Here is a 23,179-nt window from a genome sequence, read left to right on the forward strand (position 1 = left end):
TCGCTGAAAAGTTTATATTGTGAGGGCGCTTCCAACTTCATTGTCTTTTAGATTATATGGTAAATTTAGCATTGGGACATTTAGAAATTGTTTGATAGCAAGTGCACATGCTCCAAGAACACAAGATTTTTTTCCGATAGTAGAAATCATTAGTTCACGGTAATGACTAATTGAAGAATTTAGATTTTTGCTAATTTTATTGAGAGAGTCGGGATACATACGCAACAGTTCACTATCAAGCACGAGCACGTCAGGGTTATACATGTTAATCATATTATTCAATCCAATAGACAGATAAAAAAGAAAATGTTCCATCAATTGGTGTACTTCTTCATCGCCTTCATTAAGCCACTTTTGAATATGTTCGTAAGTTAGATTTTTAATCTGGCGTTTTTCAGATAAATGCTCAAAAATACTCGATTCCGAAGCATATTTTTCCCAACAGCCCTTATTTCCACAATTGCACGGTTTACCTTCTGGTACCACAATCATATGACCTATTTCACCGGCAAATCCGTCATGCCCGCGAAAAAAATCATTTTTCATCATCATGCCCAGGCCGATCCCCGAATAGAGGGTGGCACATAACAGGTTGTCTGTTTCATGGTGCACAAAGACCCTTTCGGCGAAAGAACTTAAATTTGCATTATTTTCAAGGTGAATTGCAATATCAATTTCTCTCTCTATATCACGCTTAAGATTAACTTCATGCCAATCAAACCGTGGAACATAGTGGATTTCTTCGTCTTTAGTAACCAGACCATGTATGGCGATAACAATTCCTACAATACCATAGCGGCTAGAAGTGTACTCTGCTTTAACCATTTTGATTTGTTGAATTAGAATAGGAAGAATCTCCTCATATTTTGTAGTATTTAATGGGATAATACTTGATGAAACAGGACAACCAAGAAGGTCTGATATTGTAAATGATATTTGACCATAATCAAGGTCAATACCAAGTGCATAGCCAGCCTCTCCGTTTAATGAGAGCATAATTGGTTTTCTTCCAACCGAATAATGCTCTAGGTGTGTTTCTATAATTAGCCCTTCTTCTAATAAGTCAGCAACTTGCGCTGAGATCGTTGCTCTTGTCAAATTAGTGGCTTTAGATAGATCTGCTCTTGAAATCATGCCTTCTTTAACAATTTCTCTAATGATTAAAGAGCGATTAATTTTCTTTATATATGCCGCATCACCGGTAACCATTTATATCCTCCATTTCGGGCATTGCTCTGTGTATATTCTTATTATATCAGTTCTTTCATTAAATGGCCGTTAATATTCTATTTATTCCTAAATAGTTAATTGACTAAACATATTAAACATGATAAATTATGTATGTAATTAATTTGTTTAATAAACAAATTAAAGTGAAACTAACTATTAGAGAATATTTATTTCTTTCTGTAACCCCTTACAGAAAGCGCATCTACGTATGAATTTTATTTTAAGGAGATGGATTAGATGAAAAAATTTATGGATCAACACTTTTTGCTAAATTCCGAAACTGCAGTAAAGTTGTATGAAACTGCCGCAGTATCTTCACCAATTTTTGATTTCCATTGTCACTTAGATCCGAAAGAAGTTTGGGAAAACAAGTCATATGAAAATATTACCCAAATTTGGCTTGGTGGAGACCATTACAAGTGGAGAACGATGCGCATGAATGGTGTTGGTGAACGCTATATTACAGGTGACGCTAGTGATTGGGAAAAATTTGAAAAGTGGGCAGAGACGGTCCCTCATTTACTTGGGAATCCTGTTTATCATTGGACACATTTAGAATTAAAAATGTTTTTCGGAATTGATAAAGTATTAAGCCCAGAAACAGCTCGTGAAATTTGGGAAGAATGTAATGAAAAATTACAGACATCAGAATTCAGTGCGAGAGCTTTAATTAAGAGGGCAAATGTAAAGTTTATTGGAACGACCGATGATCCAATCTCTACACTAGAATACCATCAATTTTTGAAAAATGATGACACCTTCGAAACGACAATTGCTCCAACATTCCGACCAGATGGTGCACTCTTTATTGAACGCCCAACTTTTGCGAGCTGGATTGAAAAACTGGAGGATGTTTCCGGGATAAAAACAGATTCCCTAGATGGCTTTTTAACAGCTTTGAAACAAAGAGTCGAGTATTTTCATGAAAATGGAGGCCGTGCCTCCGATCATGACATTCAAAAAATGGAATATGTAGAAACAAGCAAACAAGAAGTTGAAGCAATCTTTAATAAACGTATAAGCGGTGAACAGCTTACACATGATGAATTAATCGCCTATCGTATTTTCCTTTTAAAAGAACTTGGAAAAATGTATGCTGAAAAGCAGTGGGTTATGCAGCTTCACATGGGAGCGATGCGAAACAATAACACAAGAATGAAAGAATTGCTTGGGACAGATGTTGGTTTTGATTCAGTTGGAGAAGCTAATATGACTGAAGGCTTATCGAGATTCCTTGATTCTTTGGATCAAGAAAACGCACTGCCAAGAACAGTATTATTTAACTTGAACCAAAAAGATAACGTGACATTAGCTGGTATGATGGGGAACTTCTATGAAGAAGGTGTTCCTGGTAAGGTTCAATTAGGTTCAGGCTGGTGGTTTGTGGATCATATCGATGGTATGGAGAGACAAATGAAGGATTATGCAAATGTTGGATTACTCAGCCACTTTATCGGTATGCTAACAGACTCGCGCAGCTTCCTGTCTTATGCCCGTCACGATTACTTCCGCCGAATTCTGTGTAACATCCTTGGCGATTGGGCGGAAAAAGGGTTGGTACCAAATGACATGAAGCAAATGGAGCAAATGGTAAGGAATATTTCCTTTAATAATGCTGAAAGATATTTTTTAGAACGCTAAAAAGGACCGCTCTTTACATTTAATATTAAATGAACAAAGGATGGTCAAACTATTGATGTGTAGAATCCCATCTGAAGTTAAAAAGCACTTTTATTGTATTAATGTCAAAAATATGTTTATCTAAATAGGATTATTAATTAAGAAAGAGGGATTGTATGTCTAAACAACAAATTGGTGTAGTTGGTTTAGCTGTTATGGGTAAAAACCTTGCCCTAAATATCGAAAGCCGCGGTAATTCTGTCGCTGTTTTTAATCGTTCTTATGAAAAAACAGAAGAATTCTTAAAGAATGAAGCAGAAGGAAAAAACTTTGTAGGTGCACGTACTGTTGAAGAATTCGTTAATTCTTTAGAAAAGCCTCGTAAAATTTTATTAATGGTTAAAGCTGGTACTGCAACAGATGCTACAATTGACTCCTTGAAGCCATTTCTTGAAGAAGGTGATATCCTAATTGATGGTGGGAACACATTCTTCCAAGATACTATCAGACGTAATAAGGAACTAGAGACAGCAGGATTCCATTTCATCGGAACTGGCGTTTCAGGTGGAGAAGAAGGCGCATTAAAAGGTCCTTCTATCATGCCAGGCGGTAAAGAAGAAGCTTATAACCTTGTTAAACCTATCTTAGAAGCCATTTCTGCAAAAGTAGAGGGCGATCCTTGCTGTACGTATATTGGTCCAAATGGTGCTGGTCACTATGTGAAAATGGTTCATAACGGAATTGAATATGGAGATATGCAGTTAATTTGTGAAGCTTATTTTATTTTGAAAAATGTCCTTGGTTTAGATGCAAAAGAGCTTCATGAGGTCTTTGCTGAATGGAATAAAGGCGAATTAGACAGCTATTTGATTGAAATTACGGCTGATATCTTTACAAAAGTGGATGAAGAAACTGGTAAACCAATGGTAGATTTAATCCTCGATACAGCTGGTCAAAAGGGTACTGGTAAATGGACAAGCCAAAATGCTTTAGACTTAGGTGTTCCACTTCCAATTATCACTGAATCTGTATTTGCCCGCTTTATTTCAGCAATGAAGGATGAGCGTGTTAAGGCAAGTCAGGTTTTAAATGGACCAGAAGTTAAGGCGTTTGAAGGCAATAAAGAAGAATTAATCGAAGCTGTTCGTAAAGCATTATATATGAGTAAAATTGTTTCTTATGCACAAGGTTTTGCACAAATGCGTGCTGCATCAGAAGAATACGATTGGAATCTTCGTTACGGAGATATCGCAATGATTTTCCGCGGCGGCTGTATCATTCGTGCGCAATTCTTACAAAAAATAAAAGATGCGTATGATCGCGATCCTGAACTAAGAAACTTATTGTTAGATCCATACTTCAAAGAAATTGTTGAAAACTATCAACAGCCGTTACGTCAAGTTCTTGCTGTGGCAATTGAGCGTGGAATCCCTGTTCCATCTTTTGCAAGTGCGATTGCATACTATGATAGCTACCGTACAGAAACGCTTCCAGCGAATTTGTTGCAAGCGCAACGTGACTATTTTGGTGCACATACGTACCAACGTATTGATAAAGAAGGTATTTTCCATACAAACTGGATGGAATAATAACAGCAAGCAACAGAAATTAATATATGGCCAAAAGGGCTGTCTCAAAAGTGATAAATCACTCTTGGGACAGCCCTTTTTTTGAACTTAGCACTTCCACTTTTCTTAGTGCCTGACACCATCCAATCCTTTTCGGTATTCAGATGGAGTGATTCCATTGGTTTTTTTAAATACCTTTGTAAAGTAGTTGACGTCGTTAAAGCCTACTAATAAAGCAATGTCTGTGATGGACAGACTTTCATTCTCCATAATTTTTATGGCCTCATTAATCCTGAGTTTATTGATGTACTCTGTTATCGATTTACCCGTCTCTTTTTTAAATTGCCTAGAGAGTTCGTAACTGCTAGATTGGATGGCATTGGATATGGTATCTAGTCTTAAATCTTGATCTAGATTTAATCGAATATACTCGATTGCTTTTCGAATTAAACGATTGAAATTTTTTAGGGAGAGCTTTTTTACAGCATCACAATATTCATAGTACATTCTCATTTGAAGGTCTGAGAGCTGCTGAATGGAAGACGTCTTTTCTATTTGGATAGCAAATTTTTCTGAAATACTGTCGATATATATAGGATGAAGACCGCCTCTTTCAGCTGAGATTCTTAACACTGTATTGTTTACGAAAGCTAAATTCTTCCTGGATCGTAAAGGGTCATTCGGAATGCGATCAGGAATTTTCTCAAAGAGAAACATCTTTTCGTTTAATACTCTATCTAATTTTGCTCGATTTCCACTTTCTACAGCTGACATGAGTTCATTTTGAGTACGATATCTTTCTTCGATAGCAGCAATAGATGGCCTAGCTTTTATTTTAACGGCTTCGGAAATCATAGGATATTCAGAGTGCAACGAATAATTAATTTTACCTATCGTTATCTTTCGGGCGGAAGAATCATTCCGGTTAAAATTTGAGGAAAGATAAGCAAGAAATTCAGCAATTGTTTGTGCTTTGTAGGTACTTATTAAAGGCAGAGATAAATAAAACTGTTCCATTATATGGCTAAGTGAAATGGAGAATTTATTAGTAAAGAGTATGTCATGAATCATTAGGGAAGTAGGTTCCTCAAACAAAAAGGGTCCTACCAAAATACTCCCTATATAGTCCTCCTGGCTATAAAGTTTTGCAGAGATAAAATTAATCTTGTATGAACTAGAGTGAAATAGAACATCTGGTTTAGACGGTAAATCATGTAGATTCAATGAGCTATGAAAATTTCCAAAGTATTCTTCTAGAGGTTCGGGCACTTGATTGTGCCCAAACTCACTTATTATTTGAGATTTGTAATCGATAAAAATGGTATCAATATGGGAAAAACTGAAAGCAAAATTGCATAACTTTTCAAGTTCCTGATGAGGCATGCTAACACTTCCTGATTATCTTTATTATTTTCACTTTTTTATAAATATTTTACTACTATTCGCAAAATATTACGAGACTGAAAAAACGTTTACATTTATGATTAAAGCATAATCATCTAATCCTGATTTGTAGATGATAGCAAAAGGTCTGTTAACAACCTATAGAAATAAGGAGGAACAGTCTAAGTGAAAAATGATTTAATGATTTCGGGGTTTTCGGATGAAATTTCATCTGATTTTGATTCCCAGCTTACGGTTGTCTCAAATTTAGGTATGAAATATATTTCATTACGCGGCATTGATGGGAAAAATATAGGTGACTTTACTCTCGATGAATTTAAAGGGAATGTTCAACCAAGGCTTCAAAGGGCTAGAATAGGTGTTTCTTCTATCGGCTCACCAATTGGTAAAGTCTTCATCAATGATGAAGAAGGCTTTGCAAAGCAAAAGCTAATGTTGGACACACTTTGCCAAATTGCTAATTTATTAGATTGTAAATATATTCGTATATTTAGTTTTTACATTCCAAAGGGTAAAGACCCAGACCAATATAATGAAGAAGTGATTAGCAAATTAAAAGAGTTTGCGGCAATTGCGGAAAAATACAATGTTATCTTATTACATGAAAATGAAAAGGATATTTTTGGTGATATCGGTAGGCGCTGTCATGAGATTTTAACTGAGGTTGGTTCTCCTTACTTCAAAGGAATTTTCGACTTCGCTAATTTTGTACAGTGCGCGGAAGACACAGAGGAGTGTTACGATCTCTTAAAGGATGAGATTGTTTATATACACATTAAGGATGCTGTAACCGCTGAAAGTGAAAACGTTGTCTGTGGAACAGGAGAAGGTAAAATACCGGAAATCCTAGCTCAGTTTATTGAGAGCGGCTACAAAGGATTTTTAACTTTAGAGCCTCATCTCGTGCTATTCGATTCGTTAAAGGATTTGGAACTTGAGGATGCGAAGAAGATCATTAAAGATAACAAAGGGCTCGATGGTGCTGGCGGATATAAACTTCAATATGAAGCACTTCTAGACATTCTTAAAAAAATTGAAAGCGAGGGAATTTAATTATGGCAGATGTTAGATTAGGGATTATTGGATTAGGTGCAGAAGGTGGTATGTACGCTAATTTCATTTCTGAAGGAAAAGTTAAAAATATGGTGATTGGTGCGATTTGTGATAATGATCCTGCTAAAAAACAAGTAGCAGAAGAGAAGTATCCTGGTGTTCCTTTCTACGATAATTATATCGATATGCTTGAAAGTGGTAATGTTGATGCAGTTGTTACAACTGTTCCGCATTATCTCCATCCTGAAATGGGAATCGAATCACTAAAAAGAAACATTCATGCATTAGTGGAAAAACCAGCTGGTGTTTATACAAAACAAGTGAAAGAGTTAAACGACTTTGCAGCAACTAAACCTGAACTTAAGTTTGCAATCTTTTTTAACCAGCGTACAAATCCACTTTATAAAAAAGTAAAAGAACTTATTGATAATGGTGAGATTGGCAGCATTCGCAGTACCAATTGGATTATTACCACCTGGTGGAGACCTCAAGGGTACTACAATCAAAGTGAATGGAGAGCAACTTGGGGCGGAGAAGGCGGCGGTGTCCTTGTAAACCAAGCGCCACACCAAATTGACTTGCTTCAATGGATTTGCGGCATGCCGAAAAAGGTTTATGCAAAATTAAACTATGGCTATCAAAGAGATATTGTGGTTGAAGACGATGTAACTGCAGTATTTGATTATGGAAATGGTGCTACTGGTGTATTTGTAACTAAGACACACGATGTAGTGGGGACAGACCGTTTAGAAATCCATGGTGATAAAGGAAAAATCGTGGTAGACGATAGTAAGAAAGTAACCATCAAGCGCCTGAAACAATCTGAGAATGAAATGAGCAATTCCATGGATATGTCAGATGTTATGAAGCTGTTTATGGGCGGCGGTGCAGGTGATATTTTCACTGAGGAAGTACTTGATTTTGGTAATGTTTGGGGCGAACAGCACATTGCTGTATTAGAAGACTTTGCTTCTGCAATTGTAGAAGGTACCCCATTATTAGCTCCTGGCAGCGATGGAATTAATGGTGTTAGACTTGCAAATGCGATGCACCTATCAAGCTGGTTAGGCAAGGAAATAGAAGTACCATTTGATGAAGATTTATTCCTAGAAGAATTAAATAAACGGATTGCTGAAGAAGGTAAATATCCGGTTAGAAAGTAATCGATCACATGAAACGAACTCGGGCGCTAATGCGCTCCCGAGTTCGTTTCAAAAAAGGGGAGGAGCAAATGCTAAAAGTAGCGGTAATTGGACTTGGAGATATTTCTAAAATTCATATTCCAGCTATACAAGCTAACCCAAATGCCGAGTTGGCGGCAGTTTGTGATATTAATGAATCATTAAAAGATACCGTACCAGGGGTAAATTTTTATACGGATTATAACGAGATGCTTGAAAAAGAAAACCTTGATGTTGTCCATAATTGTCTGGCTCACTATCTCCATTATCCTGTAACAAGAGATTGTGTAGAAGCAGGAGTTCATGTTTTTCAAGAAAAGCCGTTGGGCTTGAACACTGAGGAAGGACAGGCACTTGTAAAACTAGAGGAAGACCATAGTGATGTTAAAATCGGTGTCTGTTTACAAAACCGTTATAATGAGTCGTTTGAAATGCTTATGGATATTGTCAAAGGCGGCGAATATGGCAAGGTCACAGGAGTTAAAGGGTTGGTGGCTTGGTATAGACCCAAAGCTTATTATGATGTGAAACCTTGGCGTGGAAAAATGGCATATGCCGGGGGAGGTTCCATGATCAATCAATCCCTCCATACACTGGATTTAATCCAACTTGTCGGCGGAAAAATAGAATCAATAAGAGGTTCAGTGGACCAATTATTGGATTATGGGATTGAAGTGGAAGATACTGCTTCCGCACATATACTCTTCGAAAACGGTGCTAGAGGATTATTTTTTTCAACCAATGCCAATCAAGAGAACTCCAGTGTGGAGCTTGAAGTATATCTTGAAAAGGGTAAATTCATCATTAAAGACAGCATTCTCACAAGAATAAATGAAGAGGGAAAAAATGAAGAATTGGTAGAAGATGCTAAGCTGCCAGGCACGAAATTCTATTATGGTGCCAGCCATGCGAAAACAATCAATCAATTCTATAACTGTATTTTACAGGGCACTCATGATTATGTTCATGCAAAGGATGCGGTCGTATCTATTCAAATGATTGATGCCATTCGACTTTCTTCAGAGACAAAACAAAGTATTAAGATGGAGGGGTAACCATGAAAAAGGGTAAAATCGGCGTGCAAATGATGATGCTAAAAGGCAAAGTTGAAGAACTTGGTGCCTATGAAACAATGAAAAAAGTAAGTGAGCTTGGCTATCACGCTGTAGAGGTATCACAGATCCCGATGACAGCTGAGAATGTAGCGGAATTAAGGAGTGCTAGTATCGACTTTGATATCAAAATAGTGGCTCTTTCAGCTGCATTAGAGCCCATGCTTCCTGGCGCGCCTGGCGAGACATTAACTAATGATTTTGAAAAAATCGTAAATGATTGTAAGACTCTCGACTGTAATTTTTTACGAATCGGAATGTTGCCGTTAACTTGTATGGGTCACAAAGATAGAATCATGGATTTTATTGAAAAAGCAGAAGCGATGGCCCACAGATTAGCTGAGCATGGAATTGAATTGTATTATCATACACATCACCTCGAATTCCAAAAATATGATGGTGAATATTTATTGGATATCATTAAAAACAACACAACTAAACTAGGTTTTGAGTTAGATGTTCACTGGATTCAAAGAGCAGGCGTAAATCCGGTCGAGTTTGTTAAACAATACGCTGGTCGCATTTCTTTAATTCACCTCAAAGATTACCGAATCGGACAAATGGATTTAAGTGAAGTAGACTTTAGTGATTTATCTAAATTCATGCAAGTCTTTACGAATACAATTGAATTTGCGGAACTTGGGGAGGGAAACCTTGATATCAAGGCAATTACTGAAGCAGGTCTAGAGAGTGGCGCACAATATTTCTTGGTGGAACAAGATGATACCTATGGCCGCGATCCATTCGATTGTTTAGAGATTTCAGCAAAACATTTGAGAAAATTAGGATTTAGTGAATGGTTTTAAATAAAATGGGTGTCAGGCACTAGGATGGTGTCAGGCACCTTTCTTTTATTTAACAAAAAAAACAATTCACATTTTATTTTTGTGAATTGTTTCTGACTGGTTCAGATAGATGAAATGGAATGTATTCACTATGTTTTTCAATTTGTTCAACTACTAAATTAATTAATTTCTTCATTACAATTCCTCCTAGTGATTTAATATTCATATTATCATTCATTATCGATATTTAAACAATCTTGTTGAAAACGGAAACAAACAGCATGAAAACGGGAACATCGGTTATGAAAGTGTTCACATCATCCTTTTTCTTATAATTACATCGATTTTCTCGTCTTTTCATTAATTACAAGTGAAAAAAGAAAAAGCCCACTGGAAGGCTTATAGTTACTTTTTGCTTATTCTATTTATCGAGAAAGCTTTCCTCGCTCAAAGTTAAACAAAGCTCTGAAACTCCTAAAAAGTTTTGAATGGCTAAAGCACAGGCTCCCATAATACATGCCTTTTTGCCAAATTCAGAAATCTGCAATACAGAATAATGGCTAATTGATGAAGAAAGATGGGCTTTTAGTTTATTAACTGTATCTGGAAATAATCGAAGTACTTCACTATTGACCACTAGGATTTCAGGATTATAAAGGTTAATTAAATTATTTAGCCCAATCGAAAGAAAATAAAGAAATTGATCTAGTTCTTCATTAAAAGCAGAATCATGTTCTTTAATCCGATGCTGGATATCTTCAAAGTTAAAAGGCAGATTTTTTTGTTTTTCAGCCATTTTGATAAATAGGCTCATTTCGGAAGCGTATTGCTCCCAGCATCCTAAATTTCCGCAACTGCAGGGCAGGCCATTCGGAACAATAATCATATGCCCAATCTCACCTGCATAGCCGTGGTATCCTTTGAATAATACACCATTAATAATGAAACCAATTCCAATTCCAGAATACAAACTAACTGATAATAAGTTGCTACATTGATGGTGTTTGTACACTTTTTCCGCAATCGAGCATAAGTTGGCATTATTTTCGATGTAAACAATGACTCCAATTTCATTCTCTAAGTCTTTTTTTAAGTTTTTGTTTTGCCAGCCATGTTGAGGGACATAATCAACCATTTCATCTTTATTGACAATTCCATGGATTCCAATCGCAATTCCAACAAGACCGTAATAAGAAGAGGAGAACTTAAGTTTATAACAATTAATTTGTTCAATTAATAACTTCAGAATGACATCATAAGCTGATACTGGCAGTTCAATTATTTCGGTACGAACGGAAGTACCGATTAAATCTGATATGGTAAATGTAATTGAATTTTTATCAAGGTCGATTCCAAGGACAAAACCTGCATCATGGTTAACAGAGAGCATCACTGGCCTTCTCCCTAAACTTTTGTGTTCCTGTTGTGTTTCAATAATTAATTTTTTTTCTAACAAATCTGATACCTGTACTGAGATTGTAGCTTTATTTAATCCCGTAATTTTTGCCAACTCTGCTCTAGATATCATTTTATGCTCAACAATTTTACTTAAGATTAACGATCTGTTCATTTTTTTGATAAATGCTGCATCTCCTGTGAGCATAAAGAACCTCCTTAGTTTTTTTAAAAGGAAAAAGTCTCATATTTATTGACGGAAATTGTCCATAATGTTATTATACAGATAATTAGTTTGTTTGGTAAACAAATTAAATAAAAATACTTTTTTTATACCTCTTTTGTAAGGGATTACAAGGGGATTACTTTTATAAATTTCATAAATACATGGAATAGGATCGAAAGAGGAAAACTTAATAGGTAAAAAAAAGGAGTGAAGCAAATATGGGTATCCTACAAGAATTATTAAAAAATATTCCGGTTCCTAAGATGGCAAAAGTCAAAGTTAATTTTGATAACCAAATGATCGATGACCTTGGTTCAACCCTGATGACGCAATTACAACGAGTAGATATTCAGGAAAAGGTTAAGCCTGGGATGGAAATTGCAATTGCTGTTGGCAGCCGGGGGCTCGATCGCCTCCCTGAAATGACCGCAGTGACAGTCCAGTTTTTAAAAGATTTGGGGGCCAAACCTTTCATTGTACCAAGTATGGGGAGCCACGGGGGAGCGACAGCAGAGGGACAGCGCGAAGTTTTAGCACATCTTGGGGTAACCGAAGAAAGTGTCGGATGCGAAATTCGCTCTTCAATGGAAGTAGTAAAGATAAGTGAGCTGCCGAATGGATTACCTATTTATGTGGATAAGTTTGCTTCAGAAGCAGATGGAATTGTGGTCATCAACCGTATCAAACCACACACAGCTTTTCGTGGTCCTGTTGAAAGTGGAATGATGAAGATGATTAGTATCGGATTAGGAAAGCAAAAAGGTGCAGAAGCTTGCCATCAAATGGGATTTAAGTATATGGCAGAAAATGTTCCAGCCATGGCGAAGATCATTATGGAAAGGACCCCTTTCCTGTTTGGGGTTGCATCCGTTGAAAATGCATTTGATAAAGTAGCCATCATTGAAGTACTTACTTCAGAAGAGATAATAAATAAAGAACCTGAGCTTCAAAAGAAAGCAAAAGAGTTGCTCCCAAAGCTTTTCTTTGATCAATTGGATGTCCTGGTCATTGATGAAATTGGCAAAAATATTAGTGGTGATGGAATGGATCCTAATATTACCGGACGTTATCCAACTCCATATGCTTCTGGTGGACCGGATGTAAACAAAATGGTGGTCCTCGATGTAACACATCAATCCGAGGGAAATGCCAATGGAGTAGGCACGGCAGACTTTACGACACAAAGGCTTGTAGACAAGATGGATAAAGAAGGAACTTATGCCAATGGCTTAACTTCAACCGTTGTTGCTCCAACTAAAATTGCTACAACTTTACCAAACGATAAACAAGCGTTCCAAGCGGCAATCAAAACATGTAATATCTTAGATTTTACAAACGTCAAATTAGTCCGCATTAAAAATACATTAGTATTAAGTGAAATTGAAGTATCGGAGCCTTTACTAGATTATGTGAGGCAGCATCCTAATATGGAACAATGTTCTGATCTTTATGATATTCCTTTCAATGAAAATGGAAATTTATTTTAATCGAAAAAAGGGAGAGAGTAAATAATGGCACAATTATTTGATTTAAGTGGAAAAGTTGCAGTTGCAATTGGTGGAAACGGTGTTTTGGGATCAGCTATGGCAAAAGGCTTGGCTTCCCACGGTGCAAAAGTTGCAATTGTAGGACGTAATCTTGAAAAAGCAGAAGAAGTTGCCAAGGAAATTAATGAGAGTGGCGGGGAAGCCAAGGCATTTTCTGCAGATGTTAGTTCAAAGGATTCCTTAGTTAACGCTGCGAATGAAATTGAACAATGGTCCGGCGGATGGGACATCCTATTAAATGCACCAGGTACAAATAGTGCCACACCATTTTTCGAACTTGGCATGGACGAATGGGACAAAATTATGGATATAAATTTAAAAGGTATTGTGTTAACCTGTCAGATTTTTGCGAAGAAAATGATTGAGCAGGAAAGAAAAGGAAGTATTATTAATATCTCTTCCGTTTCTTCAACAACCCCACTATCAAGAGTGTTTACGTATTCCGTATCAAAAGCTGGCCTTAACAGCGTTACTCAGTTTTTAGCACGTGAATTTGCACCAAATGGTATTCGTGTCAATGCAATTATTCCAGGATTTTTCCCTGCTGAACAAAACCGAAAAATTTTAGATAAAGAGCGAATTGAATCAATCATGAGACATACTCCAATGAATCGTTTTGGTGAGGCGGAAGAGTTACAAGGTGCTACGGTTTGGCTTGCCTCTGAAAAAGCGTCGAGTTTTGTTACAGGAACTCTTATACGAGTAGATGGCGGATTTGGCAGTATGACAATATAAATCCAGTGCACATAATTCTAAAGTCCATTAAATAAATTAACAATGGCTGACTTAAATTAGATATGGGATTGGGGGAGAAACGGACCATGCTAACAGAGAAATACAAAAAATTAACGTCTATTCTCCGAGATATGGAATCAGTAGTAGTTGCATTTTCAGGAGGAGTAGATAGTACTTTTTTATTAAAGGCTGCTGTAGATGCTCTAGGGGCTCGGCATGTACTCGCTGTAACAGCAGACTCTGAAAGCTATCCATCTAGTGAGCTTGAAGAGGCAAGAGTTCTTGCAAATCAAATTGGTGTCAGGCACCAAGTGATTGAAACATCCGAACTCGCTATTCCAGGATATGCGGAAAACAATAAAAATCGATGCTATTTTTGCAAAAGCAGTTTATTTGATCATTTGATTCCAGTCATGGAAGAAAAGGGCTTTCAAAATGTGGTTTATGGTGTCATAGCAGATGATATGAATGAATTTCGACCAGGTATGCAAGCCGCTAAAGAAAAGGGGATACGCGGTCCACTCCTAGAAGCTAATCTGTTTAAACAAGAAATCAGAGAACTCTCGAGAGAATTTGATTTGCCAACATGGGATAAACCATCATTAGCGTGTCTTTCATCAAGAATTGCCTATGGGGAATATATTACAAAAGAAAAGCTGACGAAGGTAGAAAAAGCCGAAGCCTATTTAAAGTCACTAGCTATCCATCAGGTACGGGTGCGAACACATCAGGAGATTGCAAGGATCGAAGTAGAACCTAATGAAATGAAGAAGATTCTTGAAAATCATGACTCAATCGTGAAAGCACTTCAAGGATATGGGTACAAATATATCACACTAGATTTAGTTGGATATCAGAGTGGAAGCATGAATAAGGTGTTGTCATAGAGCTTTCTGCTTTTCCAATGTGGTTTAGGAAAGTACTTTTAATAAAAAGGCTTTGGAATAATCCAGAGCCTTTTAATATAACGATTATAAAAATAGCAATAAATAATAATATTACTTATTGTTATGTGAAAAGGAAGAGGAGAACATGTCAAGAGAAGTTGTAATGGGACTTGATATCGGAACAACAAGTGTTAAAGCATGCGTATTTGACCTTCAAGGTAAATTAGTCGCCGAAGCTGAGAGAATGAACACATTCCATTATCCAAAACAAGGATGGGTCGAACAAAACCCAATGGAGATTGAGCAATCAGCTGTACAAGCAATACAAGAGGCAATACAGAAAGCTGGCATTGAGAAAAATGAGTTGATTTCAATTGGGTTTTCTTCTGCCATGCATTCCCTTATTTGTATAGATGAGAATGGCACTCCAATATCTCCAGCCTTAATTTGGGCGGATGGAAGAAGTTATCTACAAGCAGAATCAGTGATAGAAACAATGGGAAACGAGGTGTATTCAAACACAGGTACACCGGTTCATCCCATGACGCCATTTGTTAAGTTATTATGGATGAAAGAAACGAAATATGAACCTTACTTTCAAGCAAAATACTTTATGTCAATTAAGGAGTATTTACTTCAATGCTGGTTTAATCAGAGGGTTATAGATTATTCGATGGCATCTGCGACAGGGTTATTTAACCCTGACACACATACGTGGAATCGAACATTATTATCTCTAACGGGTATTCATGAAAATCAGCTTTCTAGAATTGTTCCCCCAACTGAGATATTAACAGGGATTAATCCTCTAAAAGCCGATGAAATGGGGATTGATTCTGAACTTCCTTTTGTCATCGGTGCTGCTGATGGCCAATTGGCTAACTTGGGAATTGGAGCGATTCTCCCTGGTGAAGTGGCGGTTTCAGTTGGAACTAGCGGGGCCATTCGGCAATTCACAAGTGGAGTTAAAATGAGTGAAAATCAAGAAACCTTTTGTTATTCTTTTACAAAGGACTTTTCTATCATTGGAGGTCCTACCAATAATGGCGGGAATGCCCTACAATGGTTAAAAGACCTTTTGAACGACTCTAGAGACTTCGCTGATTTCCTTGCAGATGCAGAAAAGGTGCCGCTTGGTGCCGATGGAATCATCTTTCACCCCTATCTAAATGGCGAAAGAGCACCACTTTGGAATCAACGGGCAAAAGGGAATTTCTTTGGATTATCTGTTACGCATAAAAGAGAACATTTTATTCGAGCGGTTCTAGAGGGTATTACTTTTAACCTCTTTCAAATTGGCAAGACTTTAGAGAGTTTAGCCGGGAAACATCAAAAGATTTATGTTAATGGTGGTTTATCCAGATCTCCATTGTGGCTGCAAATGATGGCGGATGTATTCGAGGCGGAAATTTATGTGCCGGAGAGCTACCACAGTGCAGCATGGGGAGCAGCTTGGACAGCATTAGTGGCCACTGATAAAGTTCATTCCTTTGAAGAGATTAAAAAGAATATCCCGATGGGTGAGGCAATCGTTCCAAATAAGGAGAATAGTGAAAAATATAGACTTATTTATGATAAATATGAAAAGTTGGCAAGTGGAATGTCTCAACATTTTTGAAGTTTATATAAATAGGGGGGAAATGAATGCTTGAGGATATTTTAGAGCAGGTTCAAAGAGGAACCCTAAGTGTCAAAGAAGCAAAAGAGCAACTAGCAACATTTGAAAATTTGGGTTTTGCTAAAGTTGACCATCATCGTAAGAAACGTCAAGGCTTCCCAGAGGTCGTATACGGTGAAGGGAAAACGACTGAACAAATTATTTCGATTATTCAAGTGTTAAGAGCTCGAAACAACCAAGTGCTCGTTACGCGTATTACCAAGGAAAAGGCAGAAATTGTCCAACGTTCTTGCCCTGACTTTATTTACAAAGAAGAAGCACAAATTCTTTTTTGGAAAGAGGACACTCTGTTTGAAGGAGAGTCACAAGGATATATTGCCGTAATTTGTGCAGGTACATCGGATTTACGGGTTGCCGAAGAAGCAGCGGTTACTGCCGAAGTATTAGGCAGCACAGTACATCGTATCTATGATGTAGGTGTTGCTGGAATTCATCGCTTGTTAAGTCACGCTGAGGAAATTCAAAATGCCACAGTCTCCGTTGTTGTAGCAGGTATGGAAGGGGCGCTTCCAAGTGTAGTTGGCGGGCTCGTTTCACATCCGGTTATTGCTGTGCCAACGAGTGTGGGGTATGGAGCAAATTTTAATGGATTATCTGCCTTATTAACGATGTTGAATTCATGTGCATCAGGGATTAGTGTTGTGAATATTGATAATGGGTTTGGCGGGGGATATAATGCAGTATTAATTGATCAACTAGCACGAAAAGGGGCCGGGAAATATTGAGAACACTTTATTTTGATTGTTTTTCAGGTATCAGCGGAGATATGGTTATTGGAGCTTTGATTGATGCCGGAGCAGATCCGAATCGTTTAGTAGAAGAATTAAAAAAACTTCATATTGATGATGAGTATATGTTGAAATGGACAAAGTTAGTGAAAAATGGGATTACAAGTACTAAATTTGATGTGATGTTGAAGAATGTTCATTCCCATCACCATCATCACGATCATGTACACGATCATGCACACGATCATGCACACGAACACGATCATGCACATGATCACAATCATGAACACGGTCACGATCATGAACACGACCATGAGCACCATCATGACCATCATAATCATAGCCATGAAAATGACCACCATCATCATCATGAACATCGGGCTTATAAAGATATTGTTGCATTAATTGAGGGTGCTGGTTTTGTTGATCCTGTGAAAAAAACGGCATTAAAAATCTTTAAAAGAATTGGTGAAGCGGAAGGCCATATCCATGGAATTCCCTTAGAAAAGGTCCATTTTCACGAAGTAGGGGCAGTAGATTCGATTATTGACATTATCGGTGCAGCTATCTTAATTCATCAATTAGAAGTAGACGTAATCAAATCATCACCCATTCCAGTGGGAACAGGTCGTATCCATATTGATCATGGTATATATCCTGTACCTGCACCTGCCACTCTTGAAATATTAAAAGGTGTACCAATTGAACAATCTGACATACGCTTCGAGCTCACCACTCCCACGGGGGCGGCGATTGTCGCTGTATTGGCAGAAGAATTTTGCCCGATACCATCCATGATGGTTACATCCATTGGTTATGGTGCTGGAACGAAGACCTTTAAAAATCATCCCAATGTGCTCCGTGTCATCATTGGAGAGGAATAAATAAACCTGAATCAGCGAACGTCCTTATCGATATCTAATGTCTCTTTTTGAAAAGAAAGGAAATGATTTAATGGTTTCTCATCTTCCTCCCAGTAATGAGCATATTGATGATCAGATGGTCAAAATGGAAGTTAATCTCGATGATATTCCTGGAGAATGGCTTGGCTATGTGATGGACTTGCTGTTTGAGGCCGGCGCAAATGATGTCTTCTATACTCCTATTTATATGAAAAAAAATAGACCAGGCGTATTACTTCAACTACTTTGCTCGCAGAAACATATAAATTCAATTAAGGAAATTCTATTTAAGGAAACTACCACACTAGGAATACGCTATTATCCGTTAATGGTACACCGGTTAGAAAGAATGTTTAGGAAGGTTACAACTGAATGGGGTCCTGTGACAGTAAAAGAAGGAATGTATAATGGACAAGTCGTTCAATGTGCTCCGGAGTTTGAGGAATGTAAAAGCATTGCACGACTTCATGACATTCCCGTGAAAAAGGTTTACGAAATGGTTTGGAGGACTTTAGGAAGAGAAGAATAAGCCCCTTAATGATTAAAACTTTAAAAATGGCTGCCATACAGAATAATGGCAGCCATTTTTTAAACCCATTTAATCTCTTCAACTATATGTTGTTTAAACAACTGGATGATAAATTCATTATAAAAGTCTTTTCTTACGATTATTTGAAGCCTATTATTTGGGTGAATATAAAAATGGATATCAGTTAGGATGTTATTTGTATCAAAATACTCACGAATTTCTTCGATTTTTTTCTTCCATTTGTTATCAACAAAAGAAAGTGTGAATTCAAAATCATTGCCGTTAGGGGTTTCCGTTAGTTCGAGAAGCTGTTCGTTATATTTATACTCTACTTTCATCATAACCCTCCTATATTAGATATCTTAAATATATGTAAACCGTACAAATAATAATTGATAAAATCATTAATGGAAAGGCAATCAACATGAATTTTCCAAATGTAATAGGATGGCCTTCCTTTGCGGCAAGACCCGCCACAATCACATTGGCACTGGCTCCAATTAATGTGCCATTCCCGCCAAGACATGCTCCTAGAGATAAACTCCACCAAAGAGGTTCTAAATTAGTAATACCAAGTTCCCCCATATCTTTTATCATTGGAATCATGGTGGCAACAAACGGAATATTATCAATAAACGCCGAGGCAATCGCGCTAACCCAGAGAATTAATATCGATGTGGATGTAACATCCCCTCCAGTTAGGTGTACTGAGTAATCTGCTAAAAGCGAAATTATCCCTGTTTCTATCAATCCTGATACCAATACAAACAGGCCGATAAAGAAGAATATGGTTGTCCATTCTACTTTTAAAAATGCTTTATCTAAATACTTTTCTCCTGTTAATAGAAGCAGGAGGAAGGCACCAGCTAACGCGACGGTAGCAGATTCAATATGAAAAAGCTGATGCAGGAAAAAACCCAAAATCGTTAGCGAGAGAGCAGTTAACGATTTAATTAGTAACTTGGTATCTGTTATTTCTTCCTTTTCATCTAAGTCCATTAAATTGGCCTTAAGATCATCCGTTGTTCGAAGCTGCTTCCGATAAATAAATGCTAAGATCGCTATATTAACAAATAAGATAAAGAATGTTATCGCTGTTAGATTATTAATAAATGCCATAAAGGTAAGCTCTTTTACGGCGCTGCCGAGCATGATATTCGGCGGGTCGCCTATCAGTGTGGAAGTTCCACCAATATTCGAGGCAATTACTTCGGTTATTAAAAAGGGAATCGGATTAACCCGTAATTGTCTCGTGATACTGAAAGTAACTGGAACCATTAATAGTACTGTTGTTACATTATCTAAAAAGGCTGACCCCAAGGCAGTAATAGTTCCGAGCACTAACAATATTTTTAATGGATCACCTTTCACTTTTTTTGCTGACCAAATCGCAATGTATTTGAACAGACCTGTCTCTGAAGTTATGGCAACGATGATCATCATACCGGTCAATAATCCGAGTGTATTGAAGTCGATATGGTGAAGCGCCTTTTCCTGCCCGACAATTCCTAGTAATACCATCATAATTCCGCCGCACATGGCAATGATCGTGCGATGAATCTTTTCAGTGACGATAAAGGCATAGGTAATTAAAAATACACCAAGTGCAATTAATGCTTGAGTTGACATGTAATAACCTCTTCTCCCAAGTTTTTAAATGGTCCATTTTAAAAAATGACAAAAAGGAGCCTGTTTGACAGACTCCCCCCAATAAAAACACCATTTATATTTTTAACTTTATTCTAAATAACTAAACTTTGAATGTAAAGAAAGTTTTAACTATTAAAGCCCTAATTTATCAATAAAATCAACAGTTTCCTGATGCTCTGGTTTAATTAACTGATAAAGACGTTTATCTCTCTTAACAAGGGAGGTCCCCGCATCATTAACAATGGGTCTTGTGAAGGAAGTCCCTTTTAATACGCCCCATTGGCCATTTGTTTTTTCTAGTCTAAGATCAATAATTCCAAGACGATTTCCAAAAGCCCCTGCCATTACGACAGGTTTACCATTAATTTGTCCCGTTTCTATGTTAGTGTCTGGAGAATTTTTATACACAGAACTTGGAAAGACATTATGAGAATGCCCTGCCAAAATGACATCGATGCCAGGAATTTTTGATAAATAATAGACCGCATTTTCCGATTCAGCGCTATATGTTCCGTAGCTGATTCCTGTATGGGCAAGGGCGACAATGATATCCGCTCCTTTTGATTTCATGATTGGGATAAATTCTTTTGCAGTATCAACAATGGGTTTAGCCATAACTTTACCTTCAAGATTTGCCTTATCCCATTTCATAATTTGTGTCGGCATAAATGCTATTACCCCAATTTTTAAACGATGTCTTCTCCCATTCTGATCAACCACTTTTCTTTTCAAAATAACATACGGAGTAAAGTAGGGTTTTTTCTTTTTAACAGAGAAAACATTGGCATTAAGGACGGGCATCTTTGCGCCTTTCACGGCTGCATTTAAGAATCCTAAACCATAGTTAAATTCATGATTACCTATGGCAACGGCATCATAATGTAAATAATTAAAGGCACGATAAACCGGATGAATTTTTCCCTTACGTATTCCTCGAATTCTCGCTAAATATTCTCCAAGAGGATTCCCCTTCAGGTGATCTCCATCGTCAAATAATAAAGAATTTTGTACTTCCTTCCTTGCCTTCCGGATAAGTGTCGCTGTTTTGATTAGGCCAATTCGATTGTCTACTTTTGTTTGATAATAGTCATAATTGACTAAGGATGCGTGCAAATCAGTTGTTTCCATGATACGTAAATCAACGACACCTGGCTGTGTTTGTACAGTTGCGGCCTTAAACGATAAGGCAGGATGAGAGAACTCAAAAAGTGAGAGGATGATAAGAATAATAAGCGTTTTTTTGTTCAATTAGAAAACCTCCTTCATAATCTTGCATTAAAGGTTTTCTTAGTATTCGTTTTCTAACTGGAATTATGATTAGTGATCATGTTACTTTCATTAAATTTATCATAAGTAGTTCTTCATTCTTTTTGATATCAAGTGAATTATGACGTAGATTAACGCAGTTGGCGTTTTATTTATCATATAATTAAGTGACTGATATTGAAGTATTTTTTGAAATTTGGCATTGGAAACGCTTATATGCTTTAAGGAGTGATTCTATTCATGAATCCAAAAAGAAAGATTTCCATTTTGTCTGGTCATTTTGGAAGCGGAAAAACAGAGATTGCTATTAATTTAGCCTTAGCAGAAAGACAAAGACATGAAAAAGTGGCCATTAATGATTTAGACATTATTAATCCTTATTATCGGTCTCGTGATGCAGCAAGTATTTTTTTACAACATGATATTGAATTAATTTCACCCAAGAGCCATCTTGCTACCTCAGATTTGCCAATTGTATCGGGTGAGATTTTTCGAGTATTGCACGATCATAGATACAGATTAATCGTCGATGCTGGTGGTGATAAAGAAGGAGCAACAGCTCTTGGACAATACTATCATGAATGGAAGGATTTTAGCCCAGAACTTCTTTTTGTTTTAAATAAGAATCGTCCGTATGTTAGTACCTTAGATGGGGCGTTGTTTACAGTGGAACAGATTGAAAGAGCCTCTAGGTTAAAAGTAACAGGGATTATCAATAATTCAAATATTGGGATGGAAACGACGATGCAAGATATTTTAAGAGGCTATGAGTTAGCCATTGAACTGGCAGAAAAACTTGAAATTCCATTTTTGTACACAACTATCTCAAAACATTTGAAATCTGAAGCACAAGAATTTATGAACAACCATGAAGGTGTATTCATTGAGAGATATATGAAATTGCCATGGGAAGTGTAGGAGGAGATTATACATGGAAAAAAGGGTCATTTTTAATGAGGATATTTGTAAGTCCTGTAGTCTCTGTGTGCAAGTATGCCCAACGAATGTTATTTTTCTTGCGGATTATTTGAATGGGAAAGGGTACTGGCCTGCATCGGTGATTGACCAAGAGCATTGTATCAGTTGTGCAAAGTGTGCACAAATATGTCCGGATTCTGTTATTGCAGTTTATCGACCAGTTAAAATATTGCAAACTGTGTGATTCGAAGGGAGCGTTATCAAATGGGGAAAGTGTTAATGAAAGGAAATGAATTAAGCTGGCTTTTTACTATTAATTTAAAGGTTTATCACATAATACATAAAGTGATAAGGATCACTTAATTGAAAATCATTTTCAATTACAATAAAAATTGAAGGATAAATTAGGAGGTATTATGAATGGAAAAGAATTCAGTTAAAGCATATATGGAATATAGCGAAGAGAAATTTACAAAAAGGATTATTTATAAAAAAGGTGAAACAACTGCTTTTGTGTTAAATTTTTTACCTAGCCAACAACTGCCCACTCATAAGCATCCAGGAACAGAAGTTTATATTTATGTTGTAACCGGTAATGGCACAATTAGTTTTGATGGGAAAGAATCAGGAGTCTCTGAGGCAGATTTAATCCATGTTCAAAGCGAAGAGGAAATGTCATTTAACAATACCGGGAAAGAACCAGTGAGCTTGTATGTAGTCCTAAGCAAAATACCGTCTGAACTTTATGCAAAGAACATCTAAGCA

22 protein-coding genes are annotated in these 23,179 nt (G+C 37.0%); 16 read left to right on the forward strand and 6 right to left on the reverse strand.

Annotation, left to right across the window (positions count from 1 at the left end; genetic code table 11):
* Window positions 1-12: 12 nt before the first annotated feature.
* Window positions 13-1,209: an ROK family transcriptional regulator gene (locus BR30_RS0116435; RefSeq protein ID WP_026565907.1), complete on the reverse strand. Its 1,197-nt coding sequence runs from the start codon at window positions 1,207-1,209 to the stop codon at window positions 13-15.
* A 258-nt stretch (window positions 1,210-1,467) separates the two neighbouring features.
* Here BR30_RS0116435 and uxaC point away from each other — a divergent pair, with 258 nt between their 5' ends.
* Window positions 1,468-2,871, forward strand: coding sequence for a glucuronate isomerase (uxaC, locus tag BR30_RS0116440; protein WP_026565908.1), 1,404 nt, complete (start codon window positions 1,468-1,470; stop codon window positions 2,869-2,871).
* 155 nt (window positions 2,872-3,026) lie between these two features.
* Entirely contained in the window at window positions 3,027-4,439 is a 1,413-nt protein-coding gene (gene gndA / locus BR30_RS0116445; protein ID WP_026565909.1) for an NADP-dependent phosphogluconate dehydrogenase, read from the forward strand.
* 105 nt (window positions 4,440-4,544) lie between these two features.
* Here gndA and BR30_RS35295 read toward each other — a convergent pair whose 3' ends face one another.
* Entirely contained in the window at window positions 4,545-5,801 is a 1,257-nt protein-coding gene (locus BR30_RS35295) for a helix-turn-helix domain-containing protein (RefSeq protein WP_026565910.1), read from the reverse strand.
* A 186-nt stretch (window positions 5,802-5,987) separates the two neighbouring features.
* On the opposite strand from BR30_RS35295, the gene BR30_RS0116455 reads away from it, so the two are divergent.
* The 4 genes from BR30_RS0116455 (at window position 5,988) to BR30_RS0116470 (ending at window position 9,974) form a co-directional block, all read left to right on the forward strand.
* Window positions 5,988-6,875, forward strand: a complete 888-nt coding sequence (locus BR30_RS0116455; protein ID WP_026565911.1) for a sugar phosphate isomerase/epimerase family protein — start codon at window positions 5,988-5,990, stop codon at window positions 6,873-6,875.
* A gap of 2 nt (window positions 6,876-6,877) precedes the next feature.
* Window positions 6,878-8,038, forward strand: a complete 1,161-nt coding sequence (locus tag BR30_RS0116460) for a Gfo/Idh/MocA family protein (RefSeq protein ID WP_026565912.1) — start codon at window positions 6,878-6,880, stop codon at window positions 8,036-8,038.
* A gap of 68 nt (window positions 8,039-8,106) precedes the next feature.
* Entirely contained in the window at window positions 8,107-9,111 is a 1,005-nt protein-coding gene (locus BR30_RS0116465) for a Gfo/Idh/MocA family protein (RefSeq protein WP_026565913.1), read from the forward strand.
* Between the two features lie 2 nt (window positions 9,112-9,113).
* Window positions 9,114-9,974, forward strand: coding sequence for a sugar phosphate isomerase/epimerase family protein (locus BR30_RS0116470; protein WP_026565914.1), 861 nt, complete (start codon window positions 9,114-9,116; stop codon window positions 9,972-9,974).
* 400 nt (window positions 9,975-10,374) lie between these two features.
* On the opposite strand, the gene BR30_RS0116480 is transcribed toward BR30_RS0116470, so the two are convergent.
* Window positions 10,375-11,556 (reverse strand): ROK family transcriptional regulator, encoded by a 1,182-nt coding sequence (locus tag BR30_RS0116480; protein ID WP_026565915.1) that lies wholly within the window; start codon window positions 11,554-11,556, stop codon window positions 10,375-10,377.
* Window positions 11,557-11,792: 236 nt separating this feature from the next.
* On the opposite strand from BR30_RS0116480, the gene BR30_RS0116485 reads away from it, so the two are divergent.
* The 7 genes from BR30_RS0116485 (at window position 11,793) to larC (ending at window position 18,580) form a co-directional block, all read left to right on the forward strand.
* Window positions 11,793-13,061: a nickel pincer cofactor-dependent isomerase, group 22 gene (locus BR30_RS0116485; protein ID WP_026565916.1), complete on the forward strand. Its 1,269-nt coding sequence runs from the start codon at window positions 11,793-11,795 to the stop codon at window positions 13,059-13,061.
* 24 nt (window positions 13,062-13,085) lie between these two features.
* Complete coding sequence (locus BR30_RS0116490) at window positions 13,086-13,856, forward strand: SDR family oxidoreductase (RefSeq protein ID WP_026565917.1); 771 nt, start codon at window positions 13,086-13,088, stop codon at window positions 13,854-13,856.
* 86 nt (window positions 13,857-13,942) lie between these two features.
* On the forward strand, window positions 13,943-14,743 hold the full coding sequence (gene larE, locus BR30_RS0116495; protein WP_026565918.1) for an ATP-dependent sacrificial sulfur transferase LarE: 801 nt from the start codon (window positions 13,943-13,945) through the stop codon (window positions 14,741-14,743).
* 145 nt (window positions 14,744-14,888) lie between these two features.
* Window positions 14,889-16,361, forward strand: a complete 1,473-nt coding sequence (locus tag BR30_RS0116500; protein WP_026565919.1) for a gluconokinase — start codon at window positions 14,889-14,891, stop codon at window positions 16,359-16,361.
* 26 nt (window positions 16,362-16,387) lie between these two features.
* The gene (gene larB, locus BR30_RS0116505) at window positions 16,388-17,146 is read left to right on the forward strand and encodes a nickel pincer cofactor biosynthesis protein LarB (RefSeq protein ID WP_026565920.1); all 759 of its coding nucleotides are present in this window, start codon (window positions 16,388-16,390) and stop codon (window positions 17,144-17,146) included.
* On the forward strand, window positions 17,143-18,033 hold the full coding sequence (locus BR30_RS38465; protein ID WP_026565921.1) for a nickel pincer cofactor biosynthesis protein LarC: 891 nt from the start codon (window positions 17,143-17,145) through the stop codon (window positions 18,031-18,033). The genes larB and BR30_RS38465 overlap by 4 nt, the downstream gene beginning before the upstream one ends.
* 70 nt (window positions 18,034-18,103) lie before the next feature.
* Window positions 18,104-18,580: a nickel pincer cofactor biosynthesis protein LarC2 gene (larC, locus tag BR30_RS38470; protein ID WP_026565922.1), complete on the forward strand. Its 477-nt coding sequence runs from the start codon at window positions 18,104-18,106 to the stop codon at window positions 18,578-18,580.
* 59 nt (window positions 18,581-18,639) lie between these two features.
* Here the strand turns inward: larC and BR30_RS0116520 are convergent, their stop codons facing one another.
* From BR30_RS0116520 to BR30_RS33785, 3 genes are all read right to left on the reverse strand, one after another.
* Window positions 18,640-18,918: a hypothetical protein gene (locus BR30_RS0116520; RefSeq protein ID WP_026565923.1), complete on the reverse strand. Its 279-nt coding sequence runs from the start codon at window positions 18,916-18,918 to the stop codon at window positions 18,640-18,642.
* 10 nt (window positions 18,919-18,928) lie between these two features.
* Window positions 18,929-20,209 (reverse strand): ArsB/NhaD family transporter, encoded by a 1,281-nt coding sequence (locus tag BR30_RS0116525; RefSeq protein WP_026565924.1) that lies wholly within the window; start codon window positions 20,207-20,209, stop codon window positions 18,929-18,931.
* Window positions 20,210-20,362: 153 nt separating this feature from the next.
* Window positions 20,363-21,478 (reverse strand): metallophosphoesterase, encoded by a 1,116-nt coding sequence (locus BR30_RS33785; protein ID WP_051633653.1) that lies wholly within the window; start codon window positions 21,476-21,478, stop codon window positions 20,363-20,365.
* Between the two features lie 258 nt (window positions 21,479-21,736).
* Here BR30_RS33785 and BR30_RS0116535 point away from each other — a divergent pair, with 258 nt between their 5' ends.
* The 3 genes from BR30_RS0116535 (at window position 21,737) to BR30_RS0116545 (ending at window position 23,176) form a co-directional block, all read left to right on the forward strand.
* Complete coding sequence (locus BR30_RS0116535; protein WP_035445709.1) at window positions 21,737-22,414, forward strand: hypothetical protein; 678 nt, start codon at window positions 21,737-21,739, stop codon at window positions 22,412-22,414.
* Window positions 22,415-22,427: 13 nt separating this feature from the next.
* The gene (locus BR30_RS0116540; protein WP_026565926.1) at window positions 22,428-22,658 is read left to right on the forward strand and encodes a 4Fe-4S binding protein; all 231 of its coding nucleotides are present in this window, start codon (window positions 22,428-22,430) and stop codon (window positions 22,656-22,658) included.
* A gap of 176 nt (window positions 22,659-22,834) precedes the next feature.
* Window positions 22,835-23,176: a cupin domain-containing protein gene (locus BR30_RS0116545; protein WP_026565927.1), complete on the forward strand. Its 342-nt coding sequence runs from the start codon at window positions 22,835-22,837 to the stop codon at window positions 23,174-23,176.
* Window positions 23,177-23,179: the final 3 nt, after the last annotated feature.

The sequence above is a fragment of the Bacillus sp. UNC41MFS5 genome (assembly GCF_000686805.1).

Coding starts and splice junctions, on each gene's coding strand:
- BR30_RS0116460 (WP_026565912.1), top strand. CDS start 6,878: ATGGCAGATGTTAGATTAGGGATTATTGGATTAGGTGCAGAAGGTGGT.
- BR30_RS0116540 (WP_026565926.1), top strand. CDS start 22,428: ATGGAAAAAAGGGTCATTTTTAATGAGGATATTTGTAAGTCCTGTAGT.
- BR30_RS0116470 (WP_026565914.1), top strand. CDS start 9,114: ATGAAAAAGGGTAAAATCGGCGTGCAAATGATGATGCTAAAAGGCAAA.
- BR30_RS0116500 (WP_026565919.1), top strand. CDS start 14,889: ATGTCAAGAGAAGTTGTAATGGGACTTGATATCGGAACAACAAGTGTT.
- BR30_RS0116465 (WP_026565913.1), top strand. CDS start 8,107: ATGCTAAAAGTAGCGGTAATTGGACTTGGAGATATTTCTAAAATTCAT.
- BR30_RS0116535 (WP_035445709.1), top strand. CDS start 21,737: ATGAATCCAAAAAGAAAGATTTCCATTTTGTCTGGTCATTTTGGAAGC.
- BR30_RS0116545 (WP_026565927.1), top strand. CDS start 22,835: ATGGAAAAGAATTCAGTTAAAGCATATATGGAATATAGCGAAGAGAAA.
- gndA (WP_026565909.1), top strand. CDS start 3,027: ATGTCTAAACAACAAATTGGTGTAGTTGGTTTAGCTGTTATGGGTAAA.
- BR30_RS0116520 (WP_026565923.1), bottom strand. CDS start 18,918: ATGAAAGTAGAGTATAAATATAACGAACAGCTTCTCGAACTAACGGAA.
- BR30_RS0116480 (WP_026565915.1), bottom strand. CDS start 11,556: ATGCTCACAGGAGATGCAGCATTTATCAAAAAAATGAACAGATCGTTA.
- BR30_RS0116525 (WP_026565924.1), bottom strand. CDS start 20,209: ATGTCAACTCAAGCATTAATTGCACTTGGTGTATTTTTAATTACCTAT.
- larE (WP_026565918.1), top strand. CDS start 13,943: ATGCTAACAGAGAAATACAAAAAATTAACGTCTATTCTCCGAGATATG.
- larC (WP_026565922.1), top strand. CDS start 18,104: ATGGTTTCTCATCTTCCTCCCAGTAATGAGCATATTGATGATCAGATG.
- BR30_RS0116485 (WP_026565916.1), top strand. CDS start 11,793: ATGGGTATCCTACAAGAATTATTAAAAAATATTCCGGTTCCTAAGATG.
- larB (WP_026565920.1), top strand. CDS start 16,388: ATGCTTGAGGATATTTTAGAGCAGGTTCAAAGAGGAACCCTAAGTGTC.
- BR30_RS0116435 (WP_026565907.1), bottom strand. CDS start 1,209: ATGGTTACCGGTGATGCGGCATATATAAAGAAAATTAATCGCTCTTTA.
- BR30_RS0116490 (WP_026565917.1), top strand. CDS start 13,086: ATGGCACAATTATTTGATTTAAGTGGAAAAGTTGCAGTTGCAATTGGT.
- BR30_RS35295 (WP_026565910.1), bottom strand. CDS start 5,801: ATGCCTCATCAGGAACTTGAAAAGTTATGCAATTTTGCTTTCAGTTTT.
- uxaC (WP_026565908.1), top strand. CDS start 1,468: ATGAAAAAATTTATGGATCAACACTTTTTGCTAAATTCCGAAACTGCA.